This window comes from Photobacterium sp. 53610 (assembly GCF_036409375.1).
Classification (GTDB): domain Bacteria; phylum Pseudomonadota; class Gammaproteobacteria; order Enterobacterales; family Vibrionaceae; genus Photobacterium.
This window is the reverse complement of sequence record NZ_JAXOFS010000011.1, coordinates 37,234-57,364: the sequence shown is the minus strand read 5'-3', so window position 1 is coordinate 57,364 and position 20,131 is coordinate 37,234. Positions and strand designations below refer to the sequence as shown.

At 53.4% G+C, this 20,131-nt stretch carries 16 protein-coding genes and 1 tRNA gene; 12 read left to right on the top strand and 5 right to left on the bottom strand.

Translation table 11 applies throughout. From position 1 onward, the window contains the following. Window positions 1–311 precede the first annotated feature (311 nt). Both SPK40_RS19265 and SPK40_RS19260 read right to left on the bottom strand, forming a co-directional pair. The gene (locus tag SPK40_RS19265; RefSeq protein ID WP_248144259.1) at window positions 312–1,229 is read right to left on the bottom strand and encodes a hypothetical protein; all 918 of its coding nucleotides are present in this window, start codon (window positions 1,227–1,229) and stop codon (window positions 312–314) included. Window positions 1,230–1,274: 45 nt separating this feature from the next. Further along, window positions 1,275–1,371, bottom strand: a tRNA-Leu gene (locus tag SPK40_RS19260). Between the two features lie 260 nt (window positions 1,372–1,631). Between SPK40_RS19260 and SPK40_RS19255 the strand changes: the two genes are divergently transcribed. Together SPK40_RS19255 and SPK40_RS19250 are read left to right on the top strand one after the other, a co-directional pair. Next, a complete protein-coding gene (locus SPK40_RS19255; RefSeq protein ID WP_330961577.1) occupies window positions 1,632–2,828 on the top strand; it encodes a hypothetical protein in 1,197 nt (398 codons plus the stop codon). A 19-nt stretch (window positions 2,829–2,847) separates the two neighbouring features. Further along, the gene (locus tag SPK40_RS19250) at window positions 2,848–3,708 is read left to right on the top strand and encodes an MBL fold metallo-hydrolase (protein ID WP_330961576.1); all 861 of its coding nucleotides are present in this window, start codon (window positions 2,848–2,850) and stop codon (window positions 3,706–3,708) included. A 63-nt stretch (window positions 3,709–3,771) separates the two neighbouring features. Here the strand turns inward: SPK40_RS19250 and SPK40_RS19245 are convergent, their stop codons facing one another. The 3 genes from SPK40_RS19245 to SPK40_RS19235 are packed head-to-tail and all read right to left on the bottom strand — an operon-like array spanning window position 3,772 to window position 6,631. After that, window positions 3,772–4,068, bottom strand: coding sequence for a PAAR domain-containing protein (locus tag SPK40_RS19245; protein ID WP_248144256.1), 297 nt, complete (start codon window positions 4,066–4,068; stop codon window positions 3,772–3,774). Between the two features lie 8 nt (window positions 4,069–4,076). Then, the gene (locus SPK40_RS19240) at window positions 4,077–4,640 is read right to left on the bottom strand and encodes a DUF6931 family protein (RefSeq protein ID WP_330961575.1); all 564 of its coding nucleotides are present in this window, start codon (window positions 4,638–4,640) and stop codon (window positions 4,077–4,079) included. Beyond that, window positions 4,640–6,631, bottom strand: coding sequence for a type VI secretion system Vgr family protein (locus SPK40_RS19235; protein WP_330961574.1), 1,992 nt, complete (start codon window positions 6,629–6,631; stop codon window positions 4,640–4,642). Before SPK40_RS19235 ends, SPK40_RS19240 begins: the two co-directional genes overlap by 1 nt. Window positions 6,632–7,601: 970 nt before the next feature. On the opposite strand from SPK40_RS19235, the gene SPK40_RS19230 reads away from it, so the two are divergent. The 10 genes from SPK40_RS19230 to SPK40_RS19185 all read left to right on the top strand — a co-directional run bounded on the left by SPK40_RS19230 (window position 7,602) and on the right by SPK40_RS19185 (window position 20,129). Then, the gene (locus SPK40_RS19230) at window positions 7,602–9,005 is read left to right on the top strand and encodes a type VI secretion system protein TssA (protein ID WP_330961573.1); all 1,404 of its coding nucleotides are present in this window, start codon (window positions 7,602–7,604) and stop codon (window positions 9,003–9,005) included. A 31-nt stretch (window positions 9,006–9,036) separates the two neighbouring features. Continuing rightward, on the top strand, window positions 9,037–9,555 hold the full coding sequence (locus tag SPK40_RS19225) for an Hcp family type VI secretion system effector (RefSeq protein WP_248144252.1): 519 nt from the start codon (window positions 9,037–9,039) through the stop codon (window positions 9,553–9,555). Window positions 9,556–9,625: 70 nt separating this feature from the next. Continuing rightward, window positions 9,626–10,135 (top strand): type VI secretion system contractile sheath small subunit, encoded by a 510-nt coding sequence (tssB, locus tag SPK40_RS19220; protein WP_036755496.1) that lies wholly within the window; start codon window positions 9,626–9,628, stop codon window positions 10,133–10,135. After that, window positions 10,135–11,616, top strand: a complete 1,482-nt coding sequence (gene tssC, locus SPK40_RS19215) for a type VI secretion system contractile sheath large subunit (RefSeq protein WP_248144251.1) — start codon at window positions 10,135–10,137, stop codon at window positions 11,614–11,616. Before tssB ends, tssC begins: the two co-directional genes overlap by 1 nt. 48 nt (window positions 11,617–11,664) lie before the next feature. After that, the gene (locus tag SPK40_RS19210) at window positions 11,665–13,026 is read left to right on the top strand and encodes a type VI secretion system contractile sheath domain-containing protein (RefSeq protein ID WP_248144250.1); all 1,362 of its coding nucleotides are present in this window, start codon (window positions 11,665–11,667) and stop codon (window positions 13,024–13,026) included. Beyond that, complete coding sequence (tssE, locus tag SPK40_RS19205) at window positions 13,023–13,439, top strand: type VI secretion system baseplate subunit TssE (RefSeq protein ID WP_330961572.1); 417 nt, start codon at window positions 13,023–13,025, stop codon at window positions 13,437–13,439. Before SPK40_RS19210 ends, tssE begins: the two co-directional genes overlap by 4 nt. Further along, on the top strand, window positions 13,432–15,225 hold the full coding sequence (tssF, locus tag SPK40_RS19200) for a type VI secretion system baseplate subunit TssF (RefSeq protein ID WP_330961571.1): 1,794 nt from the start codon (window positions 13,432–13,434) through the stop codon (window positions 15,223–15,225). The genes tssE and tssF overlap by 8 nt, the downstream gene beginning before the upstream one ends. After that, window positions 15,207–16,190, top strand: a complete 984-nt coding sequence (locus tag SPK40_RS19195) for a type VI secretion system baseplate subunit TssG (RefSeq protein ID WP_330961570.1) — start codon at window positions 15,207–15,209, stop codon at window positions 16,188–16,190. Before tssF ends, SPK40_RS19195 begins: the two co-directional genes overlap by 19 nt. An 8-nt stretch (window positions 16,191–16,198) precedes the next feature. Continuing rightward, window positions 16,199–18,808 (top strand): type VI secretion system ATPase TssH, encoded by a 2,610-nt coding sequence (gene tssH / locus SPK40_RS19190; protein WP_330961569.1) that lies wholly within the window; start codon window positions 16,199–16,201, stop codon window positions 18,806–18,808. Window positions 18,809–18,968: 160 nt separating this feature from the next. Next, window positions 18,969–20,129, top strand: coding sequence for a D-alanine--D-alanine ligase family protein (locus tag SPK40_RS19185; protein WP_330961568.1), 1,161 nt, complete (start codon window positions 18,969–18,971; stop codon window positions 20,127–20,129). Window positions 20,130–20,131: the final 2 nt, after the last annotated feature.

The window sequence follows — 20,131 nt, the reverse complement described above, 5'->3', positions numbered from 1 at the left end:
AATGATGAAAGGTGAAATTACCTATCATAATCGGTTGTAATTGCTTATTTGACTTAATATTGATCAATTAGTGGGTTTTATTGCTATTTATTTTTCTTGGATGGATGCGGCGGAAGCCATCGGTTGCATTTCACCGATCTCTTGGTCGGGCAGAAAGCTTTTTGCAAGAGTTTTTCAGCTTTCAGGATCGAGACACTGGCGGGAAAAAGGTATCTGAGTGGAAGTTGCCGGGAGAGAAAAATCAGAAAAGGCCACTGTTGTGACCTTTATGCTCGTGACATTACTTTATTATGCAGATGCTTTTGTCTTCGTTAAGCACATGAGCCTCCAAAGAACACGAAATACCCAGGCATATCAAAGTGATCATACGTTTTGCAGGCAACCCGGTATCCGTTCAGTACGTTGTTCATGGAGCAGCGTGGATAGATTCCGATCCGGGACGTGTAGTGATCGAACTGTTTGTTTGGCGTGATGTGATAGCGGGTGGCTCGTTCCGTGGCTGCGTTGCCTGCAACGCAGTTGGGTTTGTTATTTTCAATGACAGGAATGAACTGATCTTCAATTCTCATGTACCAGTTCGCCCCGGAATCCGAACTAACGAAAAGCTCAGAGTCTTTCTTTTTATTTTTGATGTGCCGGTTAAACCGGTCAGCCATACCTTTTTCACTGCAATAAAACGGTTGAATGCTCCGGCCACTCTGACGTGCGTGGGCTTTGAACATTTCCTCAGCTTGTGTCGGCAGAATATATTCGGACACGGCATCCTGACGATATCTATTATCCGCCTGATCTGAGGTCGTTGACGGGTCATGTTCCATGAAAAAATCGTTCAGCGGGATCATGAAATCGGCCTCAATACCGATCTGCTGGTTGATTTTATCGATGGCCTTCAGGCTGAAATCAAGCGAGACGATGGGCTCTTTTCCGATCTCAAGCCGGTCTTTCAGGTTAACCACAGTGTGCGCTCCGGCAACCAGCAGTTTATCCGTAATGACAGACTCATTGGCAATGAGCTGAACAAAGGCATCGACGCAAGTGTCGTCGAAAGACGCCTCGTGGAAGATTTTGTCGACCTGGCCGTTCAGGGTCCGATACACAAGAAAGGGATTCACGCCATCATTGATGCCTTTCAGGCAAGAGAACTGGTACCCGGGGTGTATCTCCCGCTTGATGTCAGGAAACTCATCCCGGAAATGACATGCTTTGAACTGGCTGGATACTTTAGACATAAGACCTCACATCAATGTTGCGACACAGACTGGTGAGGGTCGAAGTGGCGGAGGGAGCAGGATTTGAACCTACGGAGCGCGAGAATGCACTCAATACTCCCTGAAAGAAGATATTCCCTTTAGACCACTCAGGCACCCCTCCGCAATGGAGGGATTTATATCAATCTAGATGTATATATTCCACACTCTTTATGTGGAATATATGTAGTTGTCACAAATATTAAACTCAATCATTCATTTGGTTGAATTGACTGATATTGTCGTCTAATTTAATGCTTTTTGTTTCATATTGGTTATTGAGTGAAATGTTTGTCTTCCATGATTGATGGCGGTTTGATGTTTTTTTTGTATCAAACACTAGGGCATCGGTTGAATGAGAAGACGATTCAGGAGGCATGAAACGTGAGTTTGTCTGCAGTGAGTCACCCCGCCACCCGCAATAGGGTCAATTCCCGTTGGGTCGCAACACATTTCGCAACTGCAATGGGTATTGGGGTGCTGTTTGTGCCGCAAGCGCTGGGACCAGGTACCATCGGTATTTCAGCCTTTTTGGTCATGGTTGTTTTATGCATTCCGCTGTCTTATCTGAATCATAAAACACTTTCCGGATTAATTATTTCCGGCGGAACTGGCGGGGGCTCCGTGGCGACCATTAAATCCATGGCCGGGCAAAAGGCCTCGCTTCTTTACGCCGCTTTGTTGTTTATTTCCAGTTTTTCTATCTGCATGATTAACTTCATCGCACTGGTGGCTGCCATCTCCCAGAGTGTACCGCCGGAATACACCGACATTGCACGCATTGCTGCTGCGATTGGCATCGGTCTTGTTATTTATCTGTTTTCGGCGCAAGGACACGGGCGGATCGTGTCGCTGACGAAATACATTGCTGTGCCTTTATCTCTGGTACTTCTGTTTCTGTCCTGCTTGTTAATTCCCAAATGGGACTGGCAGCTTGTGTCTGCTCCTTCCGAACTTCATCTGAAAGAGATCATCACGTTTATTCCGATCATCATCTTTGCCATGAATTTCTCTCCTTGCGTCTCCGGGTACATCGAATCCAGTATGCGAGACAGCAATAACAATAAAACTGTGTGTGAGCAATCTGCGTCCCGGACTCTGCTTGCCAGTTGTTCCGCAATTGCAGTGACGGTGATGTTCTTTTCGTTCTCTGTTTCGATGTCTCTGAACAGTACATTGCTCGACAGCGCGGATAATAATGCCAACTCAATTTCACTGGTCGCACAGCTGATGGGAGGCGGCTGGTTCAACGTTGTTGGTTTCTTTATCGTGGCTGCCGCGTCTTTTGGTGCGCTCATGGGCACGGTCATTGGTGTTAAGGACGGATTAAAGGATTCCCCTCTTAGCAAAAAAGTCGACGAAAAAGGCCTGATGGTTCTGGTGACGGTTGCGCTCGTCGGCATCGGGATCCTGAATCCGAATATCATTGACCTGATTAAAATGATCAGCGGTCCGGCAGTCATCGCCGTGGGGATGCTGTTCCCGGCGATTGTCATGATTAAAAACCGACACTATCAGCTGATTTACTTTGTGGCTATCGGGATCAGCCTGCTCACACTTGCCGTCGGCTTGTTGATGTAAGCGGAGAAAGGAGGCGTACATGATCATTCATGTCCTGGCTGATAATCAAAAGATTGCCAACAGAACAGATTTGAAGGCGGAGAAAGGTCTGTCTTATCACGTCAGCTCCGGGGGGTGTGCCATCCTTTTTGATGTCGGCGGCGGACAGACTTTCTTGCAGAATGCCCGGCAGCTGGATTTAGATATTGCACGTGTCGATGTCGCTGTTCTGTCTCACCGGCACCATGATCATGGCAACGGCTTACCTGTTTTTCTGCGCGAGAATCAGCACGCCAGGGTCTGTTTACGTGCGTGTCCGACCGAGTCTTACTTTTTTAAATACCCGATATTCAAATACACTGCACTTCAGTTTGAGGTCGGCCTGGATGTCACGCCGCTGGAAGTCTTTAAAGACAGGCTCTGGCTGATTCGTCAGACCACGGAGATTTGTCCCAATGTGTTCTGTGTCGTGAACATCAGTGAAAAGTATCCGCGGCCTGCCGGCAACCGGTACTTGTTCGCAGGGGAAAAACATAGTCTGAGGCCCGATCCTTTTGAGCATGAACTCTTTATGATCATACAGGAGCCGGATGGGCTAGTGATTTTCACCGGCTGTGCTCATTCCGGCGTGTTAAATATGATTGAGACGGCGGTGGAGATGTTTCCGGGTGTCCGGATCAAAGCCGTTGTCGGCGGGTTTCATCTGGTGGGATTGCCGCTTTTCAATACTTTGGGTGGCAGTGAGGCCGATATCCGGAAAATCGGGGAGCAACTCAGCGCTTACCCCATTGATCGCCTCTACACCGGCCATTGCACCGGTATGAAAGCATTTCGGATCCTGAAACAGGTGCTCGGCGATCGCATCGAGCATATCCCGACCGGCAGTTGTCTCCGCATTTGAGTCCGTCCGTCTGAATGGATCAGCCGACGATCAGCTACCAATCAGCTTCCAATTCGCTACCAATTAGCCACCAATCAGCACGGTCGGCATCCCCATCACGATGGCCCCGCCGTGTGAGGTCTGGTCGCCCATCCGGGCGGCTGGCTTATTGTTGATCAGCACGGTGGCACTGCCTTTGATCACACTGTCCGGCGGGCCGACACAAACGCACATTTGCCCCAGAGTGGCGGCGGGCAGGTTGCCAATCAGGACCGTGGTCGGCAACGGCAGCAGCGGACCGCCGACGTGCGGAATAGGGACCGGCGCCGGGGTTTGCATCGGACACATGTGCATATCGGTAGCACGGGCTGCAGGTAACATCGGAACTCCTAATTCTCGCCGTTGCCGCCAGCGGCAATATTCAGACCCATGTTGATAAAATCACGGTATCGTTGTTTGGCATCTTCACCATCCGGCAGGACGGCGCTTAAGTTGATGCAGCCTGCCACGGCCTGTGCGTACAGGTAGGGTGGCGGCGGTACGACCGGATCTTTGGGGCTGGTCATGCTGCCACCGCTCCAGAAAGCCGACTGAGCCGCCCATCCGGCGCCTGATTCGAGTCCGGCCAGTTCGGCCATCTGTTCCGCGTAACGACGGCTGGTTTCGTCCGGGGTATGAACCCAGGCTTTTGCGGCGCGCACTGCATTGGCTTCGTGTTCATTCCAGTCACTGCGCGTCGCGGCGCAGCAGGCGGCCCACCAGATGCACTCGCGCACAGGCAGGGCGTGAGCGAGAAATGTGACAGCATCAGCAAACATTTCCTGCGTCATGGCCGCTTCAATCAGGTCCCCGGGAGCATGGCCTTCTGCCGCCAGTTGGCTGAACGGATCACTGGGTGAGTACAACCCGATGATGTCGCTGGCGTTTTGGTATGGAATTTTGCGTAAAGTCATTAGTTTACCTTGGCTATCGCACCCTGAATCTGCACCATGGCGCCGGCTTTCACCTGGGTCATGGCGCTGCCGTTTACGGTCACAATTGCGGCTTTGACATCGGCTTTTCCCTGTCCTTCGACCGTGACCATGGCCGCTTTCATTTCGGCTTTTGCTTTGCCGGTGATCGCGACCTGCGGCGCATCGATCTTGATGCCGCTGGCGCTGATTTCAATTTTGCTGGCACCGACTTTCAGTTCAATCTTGCTTTTTCCGCTGAGCGAGATGGTGCTGCCGTCAACAGTGACTGATGATTTGGCGGACAGGTCCATACTGGCGCCCGCCTTCAGGTTGAGATCTTTTCCGCTGTCGCCCTTCCAGTCTTCCTTGCTTTTGGTGGTGATGGTTTTGTCGCCTTCAACCAGAATCGCATCTTTGGCACTCAGCGTAACCGTCTTCTCAACCTGTGTGTTTTTCGTGCCTTTGATGGTCGTCAGATGATCGTTGTTGGCCTCAACCTGCAGGTCTTTTTCCGCATGCAGGAAGATGTGCTCTTTGTCTTTCTGATCGTCAAAGCGCAGTTCATTGCCCTGTTTACTGTTCCCTTTGGGGGTCGAGCGGGTTTTCAGGCCACTTTGGGTGGCTGCGCTGTATGGCGCGGCGTTTTTCGTGTTGTAGAGAGAGCCGGTGACGACCGGACGGTCCGGATCGCCGTCAATATACTGCACCAGGACTTCATCTCCGACGCGGGGTGTAAACTGTGCGCCAAAGCCTTTGCTGGCCAGACCTTGCGACACCGGCAACCAACATGAACTGTTCTCATCACTTTTCCCGTTTCTGTCCCAGTGGAACTGGACTTTGATGCGTCCGGCTTTGTCGCGGTAAATTTCCTCGCCGCTGGGCCCGGTCACCGACGCCGTGTGCACGCTGTGGACTTTCGGTTTTTCCTGAACCAGCGGGCGGTACACCGAAGACGCCGGAATACAGCTGAACTGATTGCGATAGACTGGCACCGACCCCGATTCTTCCGTTGAGATATGATGGGTGAGTCGCGTGACGATGTATTCCTGATTCATCGCGCTGAGCGGGTGTTTATTCAGGCGGAACTTATACCCGCAGGCGACGGCCGCAATACTGGAACTGGCTTTGGAGACTGACTTTGCTGCGTCCAGAGCCTCCATCTGGCGTTTGGCCGCATCGCGGGCTTCGTTCTTATTGTCCTGACCCAAACCGAACCAGGCTTGCTCAAGACCAGCCGGTGCGCTGTCAAACGCACTTTTCCGTTCCCCGCTTTCAAAGACCTCGGCCAGTGCCTGGGTGTGATCAGCCAGAGAAACTTTGGCGCTGCCCATGTGTGTGGCGTGGCTCCAGTGACTGAGTGCGCGGTGCGATGCCTGACTGCCGTCCTGATAATACAGCGTCGGTTCTGGCATGGACTCAAAACGCTGGTTTGAATCTGCAATCACGACGGAAGGTTTGCCGGACTCATGACGGATATGAAAATGCCACCCTTCGCTGGCGAGCAGGCGGCGGATAAATTGCTGATCGGTTTCGTCTAGCTGGACGCAGTATTCATGCTGTTTTCCGCTGCCTGAGACGGCATAGGAAAAATAGTTTTTAAAGTCAGCGTCGCCGAGCAGGGTATCCAGAATTTGCCGGGTGGTCATGTTCTGAAAAATCTGACGGTTCCGGCGGTAAGCCAGCAAGGACATCGGATCAGCCGCTTCGATCTGATAGAAGTAAAGCTGTTTTTCCTGACTGAACCCGGTGAATTCGACCGAAGTGCACAGCCCGGAGAAGCAGCGGGTTTCTAAAGACTGCTCCAGAGAGACGGAGACGTTTTTACCGAGGTTACTCTCTTTGATCTCTGCGCTTGAAGCAACAGACAAGGAAAATCGGCAACCTTCAGAAATTGCTTCTTCACCCGTGAAATGGGTGACAACATAATTTTTATTGTCCGCGAGTTTTACGGTCAGCGGACGACTTTTTGAGAGCAATTCACTGCTGGTCATATTTCCTCATTTCCTGTAAGCGAAAAGTGGTTTTTTGCTTAAATAAAAATCGAATCAACATCAAATAAAGTGCGTTGATAAACACTTGGGTGAATAAGTGCTGGAAGAGAGTGAAGGTAAAATAGTAAAGAACAATAGGGATTTAATTTATTGTTTGTGTCTTTGGAATTCAAGTCATAAAGCGTCTTTTGTTTTTTACTTGTTGCTATTTTATGGGGTGAGGTTCAAATGTAATCGATTTATGAACAAATCGAGTAAATGCACTAAATTAACTTCATTAACAATAAATACGCTATATGGATTACCTTTAAACAATCTTTATATGAAATTTCATCCATTAGATATTCGTTCCTTCGCTTATGCTGCGGGAAGGATGTATAAAATGGACATGCGTGATTGTGTATTTTTTGTATTTTAAATCAGTTATTTGCGTGTTTATTTCTCATGTTTTCTGTCCGTTTTAATTGTTTTGTATGGCCTAAATGCCACCTAAATGTGGCGTGAATGTGTCTTTTTAATGTGCCATCTCTGGATATAATTGACTTTAAATGGCGAACCAAAATTTGCCTGAATTAAAAAATTAAAAACTGATGAAATAAAAAATGATTTGTCTGGTCTGATTTGTTTTGACCGAAAAGTATGATTTCGAACTTGATTAATATATCCATCACCGGCGTACGAAAATCTCGATAAATTAGAGTTTGCTTATATTGATTTTAGTATTGGCTTGTCCTGATTGATGACGAGATATGGGGTGTTGCGGGAGTGATATCGATTCGTCTTTCGATGTGCTGATTTTTATATTATTTATATATTCATTTATTCGATAAACCAAAAGTACGGCGCGTGCCGATCGGCAAGCTGTGATTTCTGTCATCACTGCTTGAGGGGGCCTTTTGCTCAAATGCTGACTGGGACTTGTCTTGCAATTTCACAACGCCAATTCACAACAAGAGTACGCAGGTAAAGCATGCCGTTTTCAAAACAACAGATTGAACAGCTTTCGGCCCCGATCTCATCAGAATCCATTTGCGGAAGCTACCTGAAGCTGGATAAAAGCGCTTTTCGTCCGCTGAGAAATGAATTCAATGTGGCACAGACTGCATTGCGTCAGCTGAGCCAGAATCCAAGCGAAGATGAAGTGGAAGCGCTGCAAAAGACGTGTCTGGCCAGCTGGGAGACCCTGTCTGCGAGCCTGCTGAATCAATTTCAGACCACGACTCGTGATATTGAGCTGATCGCCTGGTTCATTGCTGCTCAGGTATTGCTGGATGCTTCGCTGGACAGTGCGGCGAACGCGCTGGCATGGCTGGCGGATCTGGCTGAGCAGCACTGGGATCACCTGAACCCCGTCCTGCCTCAGGAAAAACTGAAATCCCAAGCGGCGGACCAACAGCAGCGTGAGCAGGCTGAAGCCAAAGTGAAAGCCTTTTTTCAGCTGATTGGCGACAGTGAAGAAAGCTCGATTCTGTATGCGCCACTGTTGCAACAGACGCTGGCTGGCAGCATTTCGTTTTACGACTACCAGAGTGCGGAACGCAAAGGCGAACTGAGCCAGCTCAAAGCACAGGTTGCCGGTGTGGTGGCGCAGCAACGGGCGGACATTCAGCAACGCATGGAGAACACCGTTCGTTGTTGTGAGCAGGTAGACCGCTTAAGCGCTGCCGTACAAAAGCACACGCAAAGCGCCGGTGTAGCCGCGGCCAATTTTGGCTTCGTCAAAGCCCTGTTTACCCGATTCGAGCAGGCCCTGCATCAGCTGACCGGGATGAAACCGTCCCATAAAGCCGAGCCGGTTGCGGCGGTGACTGCAGCGTCAAGCGCGGTAACAACTTCCCTGGCGGAAAACATGGCCGTGACAAACGCTGTGCATGATTCCACGCCATCTCAGGCCGCGCAGTCTTCTGCCGTGTCTGGCGCGCCGCTGAATCTGAGTGCCGGTAATCTTGCGCAGGTCGCATCGGCAAACAATATGAACCGCGATCTGGCGTTTCACCAGCTGCGTGAAATTTCAGACTATTTCCGCCAGAGCGAGCCGCACAGCCCGGTGTCATTTTTGCTGGAAAAAGCCATCCGCTGGGGCTATCTGCCGTTGCCGGAATTGCTGCAGGAAATGATGGCCGAGCAGAGCGGAGACACCTTAAGCAAAATTTTTCATGCCGCCGGACTGAATCATCTTGATCAGGTACGGCTGCCCGATGTTGAACTGCCGAAGGCAGGCATTGAAAACATTTCGGTACCCGAAAAGACTCCTCCCGTGACTGAGTCAATGAGTATTGAAAAGCATGTATCACAGACTTCCGCTGCTGATACCCAACCTCAACAAAAAAGTGAAAGTCACGAACAACCGGGCTCAACTGCCCTGCGTTGGTAAGTGCATATCCTGAAAAGAAGGAAGAACGAATATGGCAAGTATTTACATGCGTATTGATGGCGTTGATGTCAAAGGCGGCGCAACGGTTGAAGGTCTGGAAGGTAACGGCTGGTTCGCTATCTCTTCCTATTCCTGGGGCGGCGTTCGTAACGTCGCGATGGACATCGGCAACGGTAACAACGCGGACTCAGGCATGGTGGCCATGAGCGAAGTGAACCTGTCCAAACAGGTTGACGGTGCTTCAGAAGACCTGCTGTCTTTCCTGTTTAACCCGGGTAAAGAAGGGAAAACCGTTGAGATCGCATTCACCAAGCCAGAATCAGACGGCTCAGGTGCAAAACTGTACTTCCAGGTGAAACTGACGAATGCACGTCTGGTGTCTTACAACGTCAGCGGCAGCGATGGTTCTCAGCCATACGAGAGCATTTCTCTGTCTTACGTTGAGATTTCTCAGAAGCACAACTATGAGCTGGAAGGCGGTGAAGTCAAAGATGGCGGCATCGTGACTTACAACCTGCCACAGGGCAAGTTGCTGTCAGGCTCTAAATAATATTCGCCGGAAGCTCCATCTGAGATGGAGCTTCTTCTCTCGATGCAAATTCTGAACTAGGGACACCGTTATGGCATTGAACTCACAACATAAACGCGTCAGCAAAAACCGCGTCAGCATTACCTATGATGTTGAAACGAATGGCTCTGTTGAGACCAAAGAGCTGCCGTTCGTGGTCGGCGTGATCGGTGACTTCTCCGGCCACAAACCAGAATCTGAAAAAGTGGATCTTGAAGAGCGTGAGTTTACCGGTATCGATAAAGACAACTTCGATACGGTGATGGGCACCATCCATCCGCGTCTTTCGTACAAAGTCGACAATAAACTGGCCAATGATGACAGCCAGTTCGAAGTGAATTTGAGCTTCCGCTCGATGAAAGATTTCCACCCGGAGAATCTGGTTGAACAGATTGATCCGCTGAAACAACTGGTTGAAACCCGAAATCAACTGAAAGTACTGCTGAGCAAAGCGGATCGTTCGCGCGATCTGGAGCGTTTGCTGAAGGAAGTGCTGCAAAGTGCGGATGCCATTCAAGGGCTTGCGCAGGAACTGGGTCTGGATAAAGAGGGAGCGGAATAATGTCTGTCGAACAACAAACCGCAACGCAGGGCGCTGCTGAAGCTGAAGCGTCGCTGAGTTTTCTTGATCGTGCCATCACCGCGACCGCACAAACACCGGTGGATACCACCAAAGAATTGCTGAGCATTCTGACGTCGCAGGCACTGGAAGGCACGGTCACCTGGGACAAAAACCTGACGCTGACGATTGAGAAAGCCATCAGCGCACTGGATGCGAAAATTTCTGAGCAGCTGTCTTCGGTCATGAAGAACAATGACTTTCAGAAACTGGAAGGCACCTGGCTGGGCTTGCAAAAGCTGGTTAAAAACAGCGAACTGGGTCCGGACCTGAAAATCAAGCTGGCCGACTACACCAAAGATGAGCTGCTTGAGCAGTTTGAAGACGCGCCGGCGATCGATCGCAGCCGCTTCTTCACCATGGTTTATCAGGAAGAGTTCGGCACCGCGGGCGGTCAGCCTTACGGCGTCCTGCTGGGTGATTACGAATTCGGTTACGGCGACGAAGACGTCGCATTGCTGCGTTATATGGGCGAAGTGGCTTCCGCATCTCATGCACCCTTCATCGCCGCCGCCAATGCCAGCATGTTTGATTTCAACTCGTTTGCCACGTTTGCAGACGGGAAACCGGTCGCCGCTGGGTTTGACTCACCGGCTTACGCCAGCTGGAACGCATTCCGCGCCAGCGATGACTCTCGCTATGTCGCGCTGACGCTGCCGAAAACCATGGCGCGCCTGCCGTATGGCTCTGCGACCATCCCGGTGAAGTCATTCGATTTTGAAGAGCTGAAGACCCGCGACAACGGTCAGCAAATCGTTTCTTCAGACAAAGATTTCGTCTGGAGTAACGCGGCATACGAATTTGGTCTGCTGCTGACGCAGGCATACACCCAGTACGGCTGGTGTACGGCCATTCGCGGAACGGAAAACGGCGGTAAAGTCGAAAACCTGCCGAACTTCACTTACCACTCGGATGCCGGAGATCTGCTCCAGCAGTGTCCGACGCAGGTGAACCTGACCGACGAGCGTGAAAAAGAGCTCAGCGATCTGGGCTTCCTGCCGCTGGTTCACTACAAAAACACCAACTACGCGGTGTTTATGGGTGCACAGACCACGCACAAGCCGAAAACCTATACCGACGCGGATGCGACTGCCAACGCCGCGATTTCGGCGCGTCTGCCGTACACCATGGCCAGCAGCCGTATCGCCCAGTACCTGAAGGTGATGGGTCGTGACCGGATTGGTTCGAACCTGGATCCGAATGATGTTGAGAAAGATCTCAACACCTGGATTCACCAGTACGTGAACCCGAACGCTATCGGCAACGAAGCCAAAGCGCGTCACCCGCTGGTGGAAGCGAAAGTCACCGTTGAAGAGCAGGCCGGTCGTCCGGGTGCCTATTCTGCGGTTGCCTATCTTCGCCCGTGGTTACAGATGGAAGAACTGACGACTTCGCTTCGTATGGTCGCCAATATTCCGGGTTAATCCGATTCGGAGGCAGATCGCCTCCGAATGTTTTGAATTGAGCAGTCGATGAAAACACACCCTCAGCACACAGCGATGCCCCCGATGCTTGCGAACCTGGCCTGGCAGGAGCTGTTGGTATGCGCCAGGAACCAGTCGACGGCTCAATTCAAAGCACAACTGATCCGGCTGATTGCCGAGCTGGATCAAGCCGTGAGTGAACAGCTGTCGGCCGTCATTCAGCATGAACATTTTAAGCAGCTGGAAGCGTCCTGGCTCGGACTGGCTTCACTGACGGCACTGCCGGTCTCTCAACGCCGGGTCAAAATCAAACTGCTCGATCTGAGCTGGCACATGGTTTCGAGCGACCTCAATTACTCGTTCGATCTCAAACAGAGTGCGCTGTACAAAAAACTCTATGCCAAAGAGTTTGATACCGCAGGCGGGACGCCGTTTGGCATGGTGATGGTGGATCACAAAGTCACTTCCGATTACGGGGACGAGCTGGGTTACGACGATCTCTATACCCTGCAGTTGCTCTCCGAACTCGGCGAGCTGGCACTGTGTCCTGTGGTGATGGGCGTGGATGAACACTTTTTTGGTGACGATCAGAGCCGTCAGCTGCATGACAGTGCGAGAGCGGAGCGGATCGTCAACAGCCGTGATTTTGCCTCCTGGCAACTGCTGCGTGACAAACCATCTGCGCGCTTTCTGCATCTGGTGATGCCGGAATATCTGCAGCGTCCGCCTTATCAACAGTACCCCGCGGGCTTTCTGTTCAGTGAAATGCAGGGCCGCGATCAGGCGCTGTGGGGCAACAGTGCCTATCTGCTGACCAGCAATGTCATCCGGGAATTTGACCGCATCAGCTGGTTTGGTTTCTTGCGTTCATACGATGAGTTCGCTTCGTTCGGCGCAATTGTGGCGTCGTCGGAGTCGGTTCAGGCCAAAGTCGATCTGTACAGCGAAGATGACGGCTTCTGGGCGCAACAGGGATTTATCCCGCTGACCAGTTTATATCTGAGCGGACACAAAGGCTTTTTCAGTAATCAGTCGGTCTGGCGTGCGCCGAATGAAGCGACGCGTCAGCTGGGCATGCTGCAGACGAATCTGATGGCGTGCCGGTTCGGCCACTACATCAAAGCGCAGATCCGGGATCAGATCGGCCGTTATGACAGCGCGGAAGACTGTAAGCGCAGCCTGGAGCGCTGGCTGCAGAATTACATCAGTGAAGTGGATTACGGCGAAGATTCGATCATGGCGCGTTATCCGCTCAAGTCCTGTCAGGTCCGGATAGAGGAATCGCCTCAGGACCGGACCCGTTATCTGTGTGAAATCATGCTTCAGCCGCAATATCAGTACGAAATGATGGATGCCCAGGTGGTGCTGACTACCTCAGTCTCTGGCCAGGATATCGGAGCGCGCCCATGAGCCTGATTGCCAAGCTGACGCAGCGCTGGAACGACGACATCGACAGTGTGCGTGATGCCATTGTCGACAACGTCTGCACGCTGATCTCCAGCCGCGCCCCTATCTGGCCGGCCGTTTACAGCAGCGGGGAGGGCACCATCACCAATCTGGGGATGCGTAATCTGGCCCGCTCGCAGAGTAAGTCGAACAGTGATGTGATCGCGGCAGAGATTGCCAGTCTGATCCGCCTGTATGAACCCCGTCTGAGTCAGGTTGAAATCGAGGTTCAGGAGAATAAATCGGCCCAGAACCAGCTGTGTTTTCGTCTCTCAGCGGTGGTGCATTCTGAGCTGGGTGAAGAAGCGATTGTGCTGGACTCCTTTTTGGATCTCAGCAGCAACAAACTAGATGTAAGGAAATCGAATCTTGTCTGATTCTCTGCTCTCGTATTTTGAACAGGAACTGCGTTTCATCCGGGATGAAGCCACTGAGTTTTCGGCGCGTCATCCGGGCGCGGCGCGTGCGCTCGGCATTCGCAAAGACAGCATCGATGATCCGCAAATCGCCCGTTTGGTGGAGAGCGTCGCGCTGCTGAACGGTCGTCTTCAGCAGCGACTGGATGATTCCTTTCCGGAGCTGACGGAAAGTCTGGTCCGTTTGTTGTTTCCCCATTATCTGCGCCCGGTGCCGTCCTATACCGTGCTGGATTTCGAGATTTCACCGGAAGCGAATGCTGTGCACCGGATTCCGGCAGGCACCGAGTTTGAGCTGGCGGATGAACAGGGCGAAAGTGCCATCTTTCGTTCCACCCAAACCGTCGCGCTGTTGCCGGTCACCATCCGCAGTGCAGAGGTGACCTTTGCGCCGTTTGAAATGGCTAAACCGGCAGGGGCAGAGGATGCCAAAGCGATGATCGAGCTGACCATCGCTGCGACGGATGAGGGCTGTGATCTGTCGGCGCTGGACATCGGTGAACTGAGGCTGCACCTCAAAGGGGACAGCCATTTTACCCTGCGTCTGTATGACCTGCTGTCTCAGAGCACGTCGCAAGTGCGGATCTGCAGTGCGGCGACCCGAACGGACACCCGGGTTGATCTGGGGCCGACGGCATTGCGTCCGGTGGGTTTTGATGCCGAAGATACCGTTCTGCCGTATCAGGCTGCCAGCTTTGGCGGCTTTAAGCTCCTGACCGAGTTTTTTATGTTTCCCGAGCGTTTTCACGGGTTCAGCATTGATGTGCGGGACGCATTGCAGCAGATCACGGGCAGTGAGTTCCGGGTGCAGATTTTTGTCGAAGAGCTGAGTGTCGAGCTGGCCCGGACCTTGAATGCCCAGCATTTTTCTCTGTTCTCGACGCCGCTGGTCAACCTGCACCAGCAAGCGTCGGAACCCTTGCAGATCGACTTTTTCCATAAACAGTACCCTGTCCATCTGGATGCCAGTCAGGGCAAAGTCCTGGAAGTGTTTTCCGTGGACGAAGTGCTCGATGTCACCGCGGGTGATCCGGTCAGCGTGCCGCAGATTTACAGCGAAAAATTTGACCGTGCGGAAACGGGGCTGCGCTGGCAGCTGGTGCAGAACTTTCATGAACGGGGCGTGCTCGACAGCAGCCTGAAAGTGGCAGATCCGGAACACTATCATGCGACGGGATCGCCACGCGTGTGGCAGGTCAGTGCCACGGCCACCGACGGCGTCCGGGCCGGTTCGCTGCCGGTCAACAGCCGCGTCACCTGCCGTGAGTCGCTGACGATTCCGGCGCGCATGCAGTTGCTGCGTCGTCCTGCACTGCCGGTCAGAAGCCGGGATGCGAATCAGAATGTGTGGGCGCTGCTGTGCCACCTGCATTTTAACTACCACGCCATTCTGGGGACGGAGAATCCGGCTGCGACGCTGAAAAACGTGTTCGATCTCTATAACCACAATCAGAGTGCACAAAACTATCTGTACATCGAGTCGGTGCAGAAAATAGAGCAGGAACAGGTCGTGGCCCCGATCCGGGTTTCAGGGAAAACCTGTTTTGCGTACGGCACCAAGATTACCGTGACCCTGGCACCGGGCAATGTGAACGGCGGGATCGCCTTGTTCAGCCGTCTGCTGGACCACTTTTTTGCTTACTTTGCCGGGTTTAACAGCTTCACGCAGGTCGATATTTGTCTGGAAGGCCAGGACGGGGTGTTTATGGCGTTTCCGAGGAGAACCGGATGCAAGAGTCTGCTGTAAACCGCCTGCTGAGCGGTCAGTTCAGCGTTGCACTGGAGAAGGCCTGGCAGGTGTTCAAGCATCAGGCGGCGCTGTCCGGCCGTCGTCCGGAGGTCCGTTTCAGTGCGGAACTGTTACCGGCTTACTACCCCAGTGAAGTGACCGGAGTGGCCGTGAATGCGGTCTCGGATTACACCCTGAAGACGTCACTGCCGGCCTTGTCCGGCAGCCAGAGCACCATGCCCCGCGCCATGTTTAAAGAGGCGCTCAGCGCGAATTTTGATCTGGGGGAGCAGGCACCGCTCGATTTTTTCGACGCCTTCAACAACCGCTATTTTCGCCTCTACTGCCAGGTCCAGCACAAGCATGATCTGACGGCCCAGATTGAAGAAGCGTCGTTCAGCTGGAACCGTCATCGGCTGTCGGTGACCGGGATGCTGGCTAATCTGGCCGGACAAAGCGGTAAAGAAAGTCCGATCCCGGCCAGCCATCTGATTCAGTATACCGGGCTGCTGGGGATGAAGCTGACCTGCCCGCTGGCACTGAAAGCCATGCTGGAAGATTACTTCTCGGCGGAATTTGCGATTGAGCGCAGCGCGCTGGAATACCTGCCGCTGACCCCCTGTTCCCTGACGCAGATCGGGCTGACCGGACAGAACCGGCAACTGGGTATGGGCGCGCTGGTCGGGAAAACCACGCCGATGGCCGGACAGAAACTGAAGATCAAAATCTGCCCGAGAGATTATGACCACTATCTGGCGATTCGCCATGACAAAGCCATGATCCGTGCGCTGGACCATCTGGTGCGCAGTTACATGGGGGTCAATACCAAGTACGCCCTGTATATGAAAGTGAACAGCGAGTATCTGCCGCGCGTGAGACTGTCCGGGCGCAGTGACAGCGCATTACGTATCGGCCAGTCGGCCTGGATGAATCATCAGACGGAGCACCGGCAGTTTGTCGAGATGCCACTGACGTTAAGTTAGGAAAACCCATGATCAATATCGAATTACAGAGTCTGGTCAAAAGGCTGACCCCGTTGCTGAAAAACGCGCTTGAAGCGGCAGCAGGCGAGTGCGTCAGCCGCGGCCATTTTTCCATCGAGCCACAACACTGGTTTTTGCATCTGCTGCAACAGTCCAAAGGCTGGGAAGCCGCATTGAATCAGGCCTCGGTGGCCAAAGAAGCGTTGCTGGAAGGTCTGAACACCTATCTGTCCGGTCTGACGCGGGGCAATGATGCGTCACCGTCCCTGTCACCTGAGCTGGTGGAGCTGCTGAAAGATGCCTGGATGATCGCCTCACTCAATCAACAGCAACTGAGTGTCAATGAATTTCATTTGCTGATGGTGCTCAAGCAGCGCCGTGAGCAAGGCGCTTACAACGGTCTGCTCAGTCAGTGGGTCACCGTGCTGTCTTCGGAATGGCTGCGCAGCCAGTCGCTGGCGGTGAGCGCGCCCAGTGAGATGAACACCGGTGCGGTTTCCCAGACGGCCGCTGAGCATGGGGACACCGCGACACCGGCGCTGGACAAATACTCACAAAACCTGACCGAAGCGGCGCGAAGTGGCCGTCTGGATCCGATCTCGGGTCGGGGCGATGAGATCCGCAAAGCGATCGATATCTTGTGCCGCCGCCGTCAGAACAGTCCGATTCTGGTTGGCGATCCGGGCGTGGGCAAAACGGCGATTGTCGAAGGTCTGGCACAGCAAATCGTTGACGGCAACGTGCCGCCGGCGCTGGCGAATGTGGAACTGCGCAGTCTGGATCTGTCGCTGCTGCAGGCCGGTGCCAGTATCAAAGGCGAGTTCGAAAACCGCCTGAAAGATGTCATCAATGAGATCAAACAATCCAGTACCCCGATCATCATGTTCATTGATGAAGCGCACACCCTGATTGGTGCCGGTGGGACTGCAGGCCAGAACGATGCGGCTAATATTCTCAAGCCTGCGCTGGCGCGCGGAGAGTTCCGTTCGCTCGCGGCGACCACCTGGGCTGAGTACAAACAGTATTTTGAATCCGATGCGGCACTGACCCGCCGTTTTCAGGTGGTGGCGGTCGGCGAGCCCAGCGAAGCCGATGCCGTGCACATGCTGCGCGGAGTGAAAAAGAGCTTGGAGCAGCACCATAACGTCAAGGTGATGCAGGAAGCGATCGATGCGGCGGTGTCCCTGTCGGTACGTTATCTGCCGGAGCGCAAACTGCCGGACAAAGCCATCAGCCTGCTCGACACCGCGTGCTCGCGGATCGGCCTGAGCCAGAGCGCGACGCCGCGTCAGATGGAATCCATTGCGGAGCAGATTCGCTATGCGGATAACGAAATTGAAACCCTGACCCATGAAGCGGCGCTGTGGTCGCTGGAGGATCCGCGTCTGCAGGAAGCGAAGCTGCGCCGTGAAACGCTGGCTGAGCAGCACGATGATATTGCCCGCCGCTGGGCGCAGGAATCTCAGCTGGTGGAAGAAATTCTCGCGCTTCAGTCCGCTCTGGATACGCAGTTCCTGGCTGGCGAAGACCTGGAAGCCGGTAGTGAACGGGCGAAACTGGCCGAAAAAATGGCGCAGCTGCATGCCATTCAGGGCGAGCAGCCCCTGGTACTGCCGCAGGTCTCGCAGCAGACCATCGCCGAAGTGGTGGCGCTGTGGACGGGGATTCCGGTCGGCAACATGCTGAGCGCGGAAGTCGAGCGCCTGATGCATCTCGAATCTCAGATTGGTCAGCGGGTGATTGGTCAGGTGACGCCGATTGCGGAAATTGCTCAGGCGATTCGCATGGCCCGGGCCGGGCTGACTGATCCGCGTAAACCGGTCGGCGTCTTTCTGATGTGCGGCCCGAGCGGGGTGGGTAAAACCGAAACCGCGCTGGCGCTGACGGATCTGTTGTACGGCGGTGAGCGCAACATCACCACCATCAATATGACCGAGTTCAAAGAGGAACATAAAGTGTCGATGCTGCTGGGTTCACCGGCCGGTTATGTCGGATACGGCAAAGGCGGTGTGCTCACAGAAGCGGTGCGTAAAAATCCGTACTCCGTACTGCTGCTGGATGAGATGGAAAAAGCGCACCCTGGGGTGCACGACATCTTTTATCAGATCTTCGATAAAGGGACGATCTCCGACAGTGAAGGCCGCGAAATCGATTTTCGTAACACCATCATCATCATGACGTCGAATGCTGCCGATGGTGCAGTCGTCCATGCATGCCAGGATGGCCGTCCATCGGTCCCGGAACTGACGCAGACGATTTTCCCGGAGCTGCAGAAGTTCTTCAAACCGGCGTTTCTGGGCCGGGCGACCATCGTGCCTTATTTCCCGCTCAATGATGAGGAAATGGCGCAGATTTCAACTCTGTCCCTGAACCGCATCCGCAAACGCGTCGCGGCACATTACGGTGCCAGCTTTGAATACCATCCGGACGTGGTGCAACTGCTGGTCGCGCTGAATCAGTCTCCGGAAACCGGTGCCCGTGCGGTTGAGCAACTGATCAACCGGCAACTGATGCCGGAACTGGCGAATCAGTGCATCGTGCGCATGAGCGAAAGCAAGCCGGTCAAAGCGGTGCGGGTCGATGTCGAAGACGGCCGGTTCCGGATTCAGATTGACTGATCACCAGCGGGTTACCCGGGTAACCCGCGCTCAGCTGCAATCACCAGATAACAATCACCAGAAAGCAAGCACCAGATAACAAGAACCAAAACACCAATTGTTGCCGCACCAGATGCCAGACGTCTGATTAATTGAGCAACGGATACGACGAGTAGATGACATGACACATTCAGTTTTTTCGCAGACACAACTGGCGTGGATACGCCGGCATCTGAAAGTGGCCGTGATTCATGGGGGCGACAAAACGCAAACCGGTAGTTTTATTTTTGAAAACCTGAGCCCGCGTTCAACCAAAACCTATGCACCGGTCGCCCATGATATTGCTCAGGCGCTATCGGAATCCGGCTTTTGTCATGTTGAAGTGCTAGCGGAAGACATTCATCTGGCTCAGCAATTGCGTGAAAAAAGCATTGATCTGGTGATCACCAACAGTGGCGGCCTGCAAGGGTTTGACTCGATGTGTCATCTGCCTTCCATGCTGGAGATGCTGGGCGTGCCGTACGTCGGGCATTCCCCGATGACCGCCGGGATTCTCGATAACAAACATCTGTTCAAGCATGAGATCAAAGCGGCCGGGCTACCGACGGCGCCGTTTGTCACTGTCGGCATTGATGAAAGCTTCGATGACCCGGGCAAGCAGTCCGCCATTGATGAGATTGCGGCGGGCTTTCACGAGGGATATATCGTCAAGCCGGTCTCGGGGCGCGCTTCGGTTCATGTCTACCCGGTGTTTGACCGTCGTGAGCTGGCTTCGGTGGTGGAAAAAGTCCGTCTGGCAACCAACAACACGGTGATGATTGAACCGTTTCTCGGCGGACGTGAGTTTGTGGTCGCGGTCGCCGGAGAGTTCGTCTTTAAAGACGGCAGGCTGATGCAGTCGACGACGCCGCTGGCGTTTTCGATCACCGAGCGTTTGCTCGACGCGGACGAGCCGATTTTCACGTCGATGGACGTCAAACCGATCACGCAGGACCGTCTGGTGGCGGTCGACGAAGAGCCGCTGCGCGGTCAGTTGGCGGCGATCGGTCAGAAGATTTACCGCCAGCTTGGCTTGCAGACGCTGGTCCGTGTCGATTTACGCATGGACAAGCAGGGCAATCTGTATGTGCTGGAAACCAATCCGAAACCTGATCTGAAGCGCCCGGCAGGGAACCAAGTCAGTCTGGTCTGCCACGATCTGGCGCGTGAGGGGATGAGCTATACGGATCTGGTTCAGTCGCTGGTGTTCAACCGCCTGTCTTTCCTGAAAGCCAGACGTCCGCTGGCGCTGGCCCATTGTCTGACGGCGCAGTTTGATGCGCTGGCCGATGTTCAGGAGTGATG

Coding starts and splice junctions, on each gene's coding strand:
- SPK40_RS19265 (WP_248144259.1), bottom strand. CDS start 1,229: ATGTCTAAAGTATCCAGCCAGTTCAAAGCATGTCATTTCCGGGATGAG.
- SPK40_RS19250 (WP_330961576.1), top strand. CDS start 2,848: ATGATCATTCATGTCCTGGCTGATAATCAAAAGATTGCCAACAGAACA.
- SPK40_RS19245 (WP_248144256.1), bottom strand. CDS start 4,068: ATGTTACCTGCAGCCCGTGCTACCGATATGCACATGTGTCCGATGCAA.
- SPK40_RS19240 (WP_330961575.1), bottom strand. CDS start 4,640: ATGACTTTACGCAAAATTCCATACCAAAACGCCAGCGACATCATCGGG.
- SPK40_RS19235 (WP_330961574.1), bottom strand. CDS start 6,631: ATGACCAGCAGTGAATTGCTCTCAAAAAGTCGTCCGCTGACCGTAAAA.
- SPK40_RS19230 (WP_330961573.1), top strand. CDS start 7,602: ATGCCGTTTTCAAAACAACAGATTGAACAGCTTTCGGCCCCGATCTCA.
- SPK40_RS19225 (WP_248144252.1), top strand. CDS start 9,037: ATGGCAAGTATTTACATGCGTATTGATGGCGTTGATGTCAAAGGCGGC.
- tssB (WP_036755496.1), top strand. CDS start 9,626: ATGGCATTGAACTCACAACATAAACGCGTCAGCAAAAACCGCGTCAGC.
- tssC (WP_248144251.1), top strand. CDS start 10,135: ATGTCTGTCGAACAACAAACCGCAACGCAGGGCGCTGCTGAAGCTGAA.
- SPK40_RS19210 (WP_248144250.1), top strand. CDS start 11,665: ATGAAAACACACCCTCAGCACACAGCGATGCCCCCGATGCTTGCGAAC.
- tssE (WP_330961572.1), top strand. CDS start 13,023: ATGAGCCTGATTGCCAAGCTGACGCAGCGCTGGAACGACGACATCGAC.
- SPK40_RS19195 (WP_330961570.1), top strand. CDS start 15,207: ATGCAAGAGTCTGCTGTAAACCGCCTGCTGAGCGGTCAGTTCAGCGTT.
- tssH (WP_330961569.1), top strand. CDS start 16,199: ATGATCAATATCGAATTACAGAGTCTGGTCAAAAGGCTGACCCCGTTG.
- SPK40_RS19185 (WP_330961568.1), top strand. CDS start 18,969: ATGACACATTCAGTTTTTTCGCAGACACAACTGGCGTGGATACGCCGG.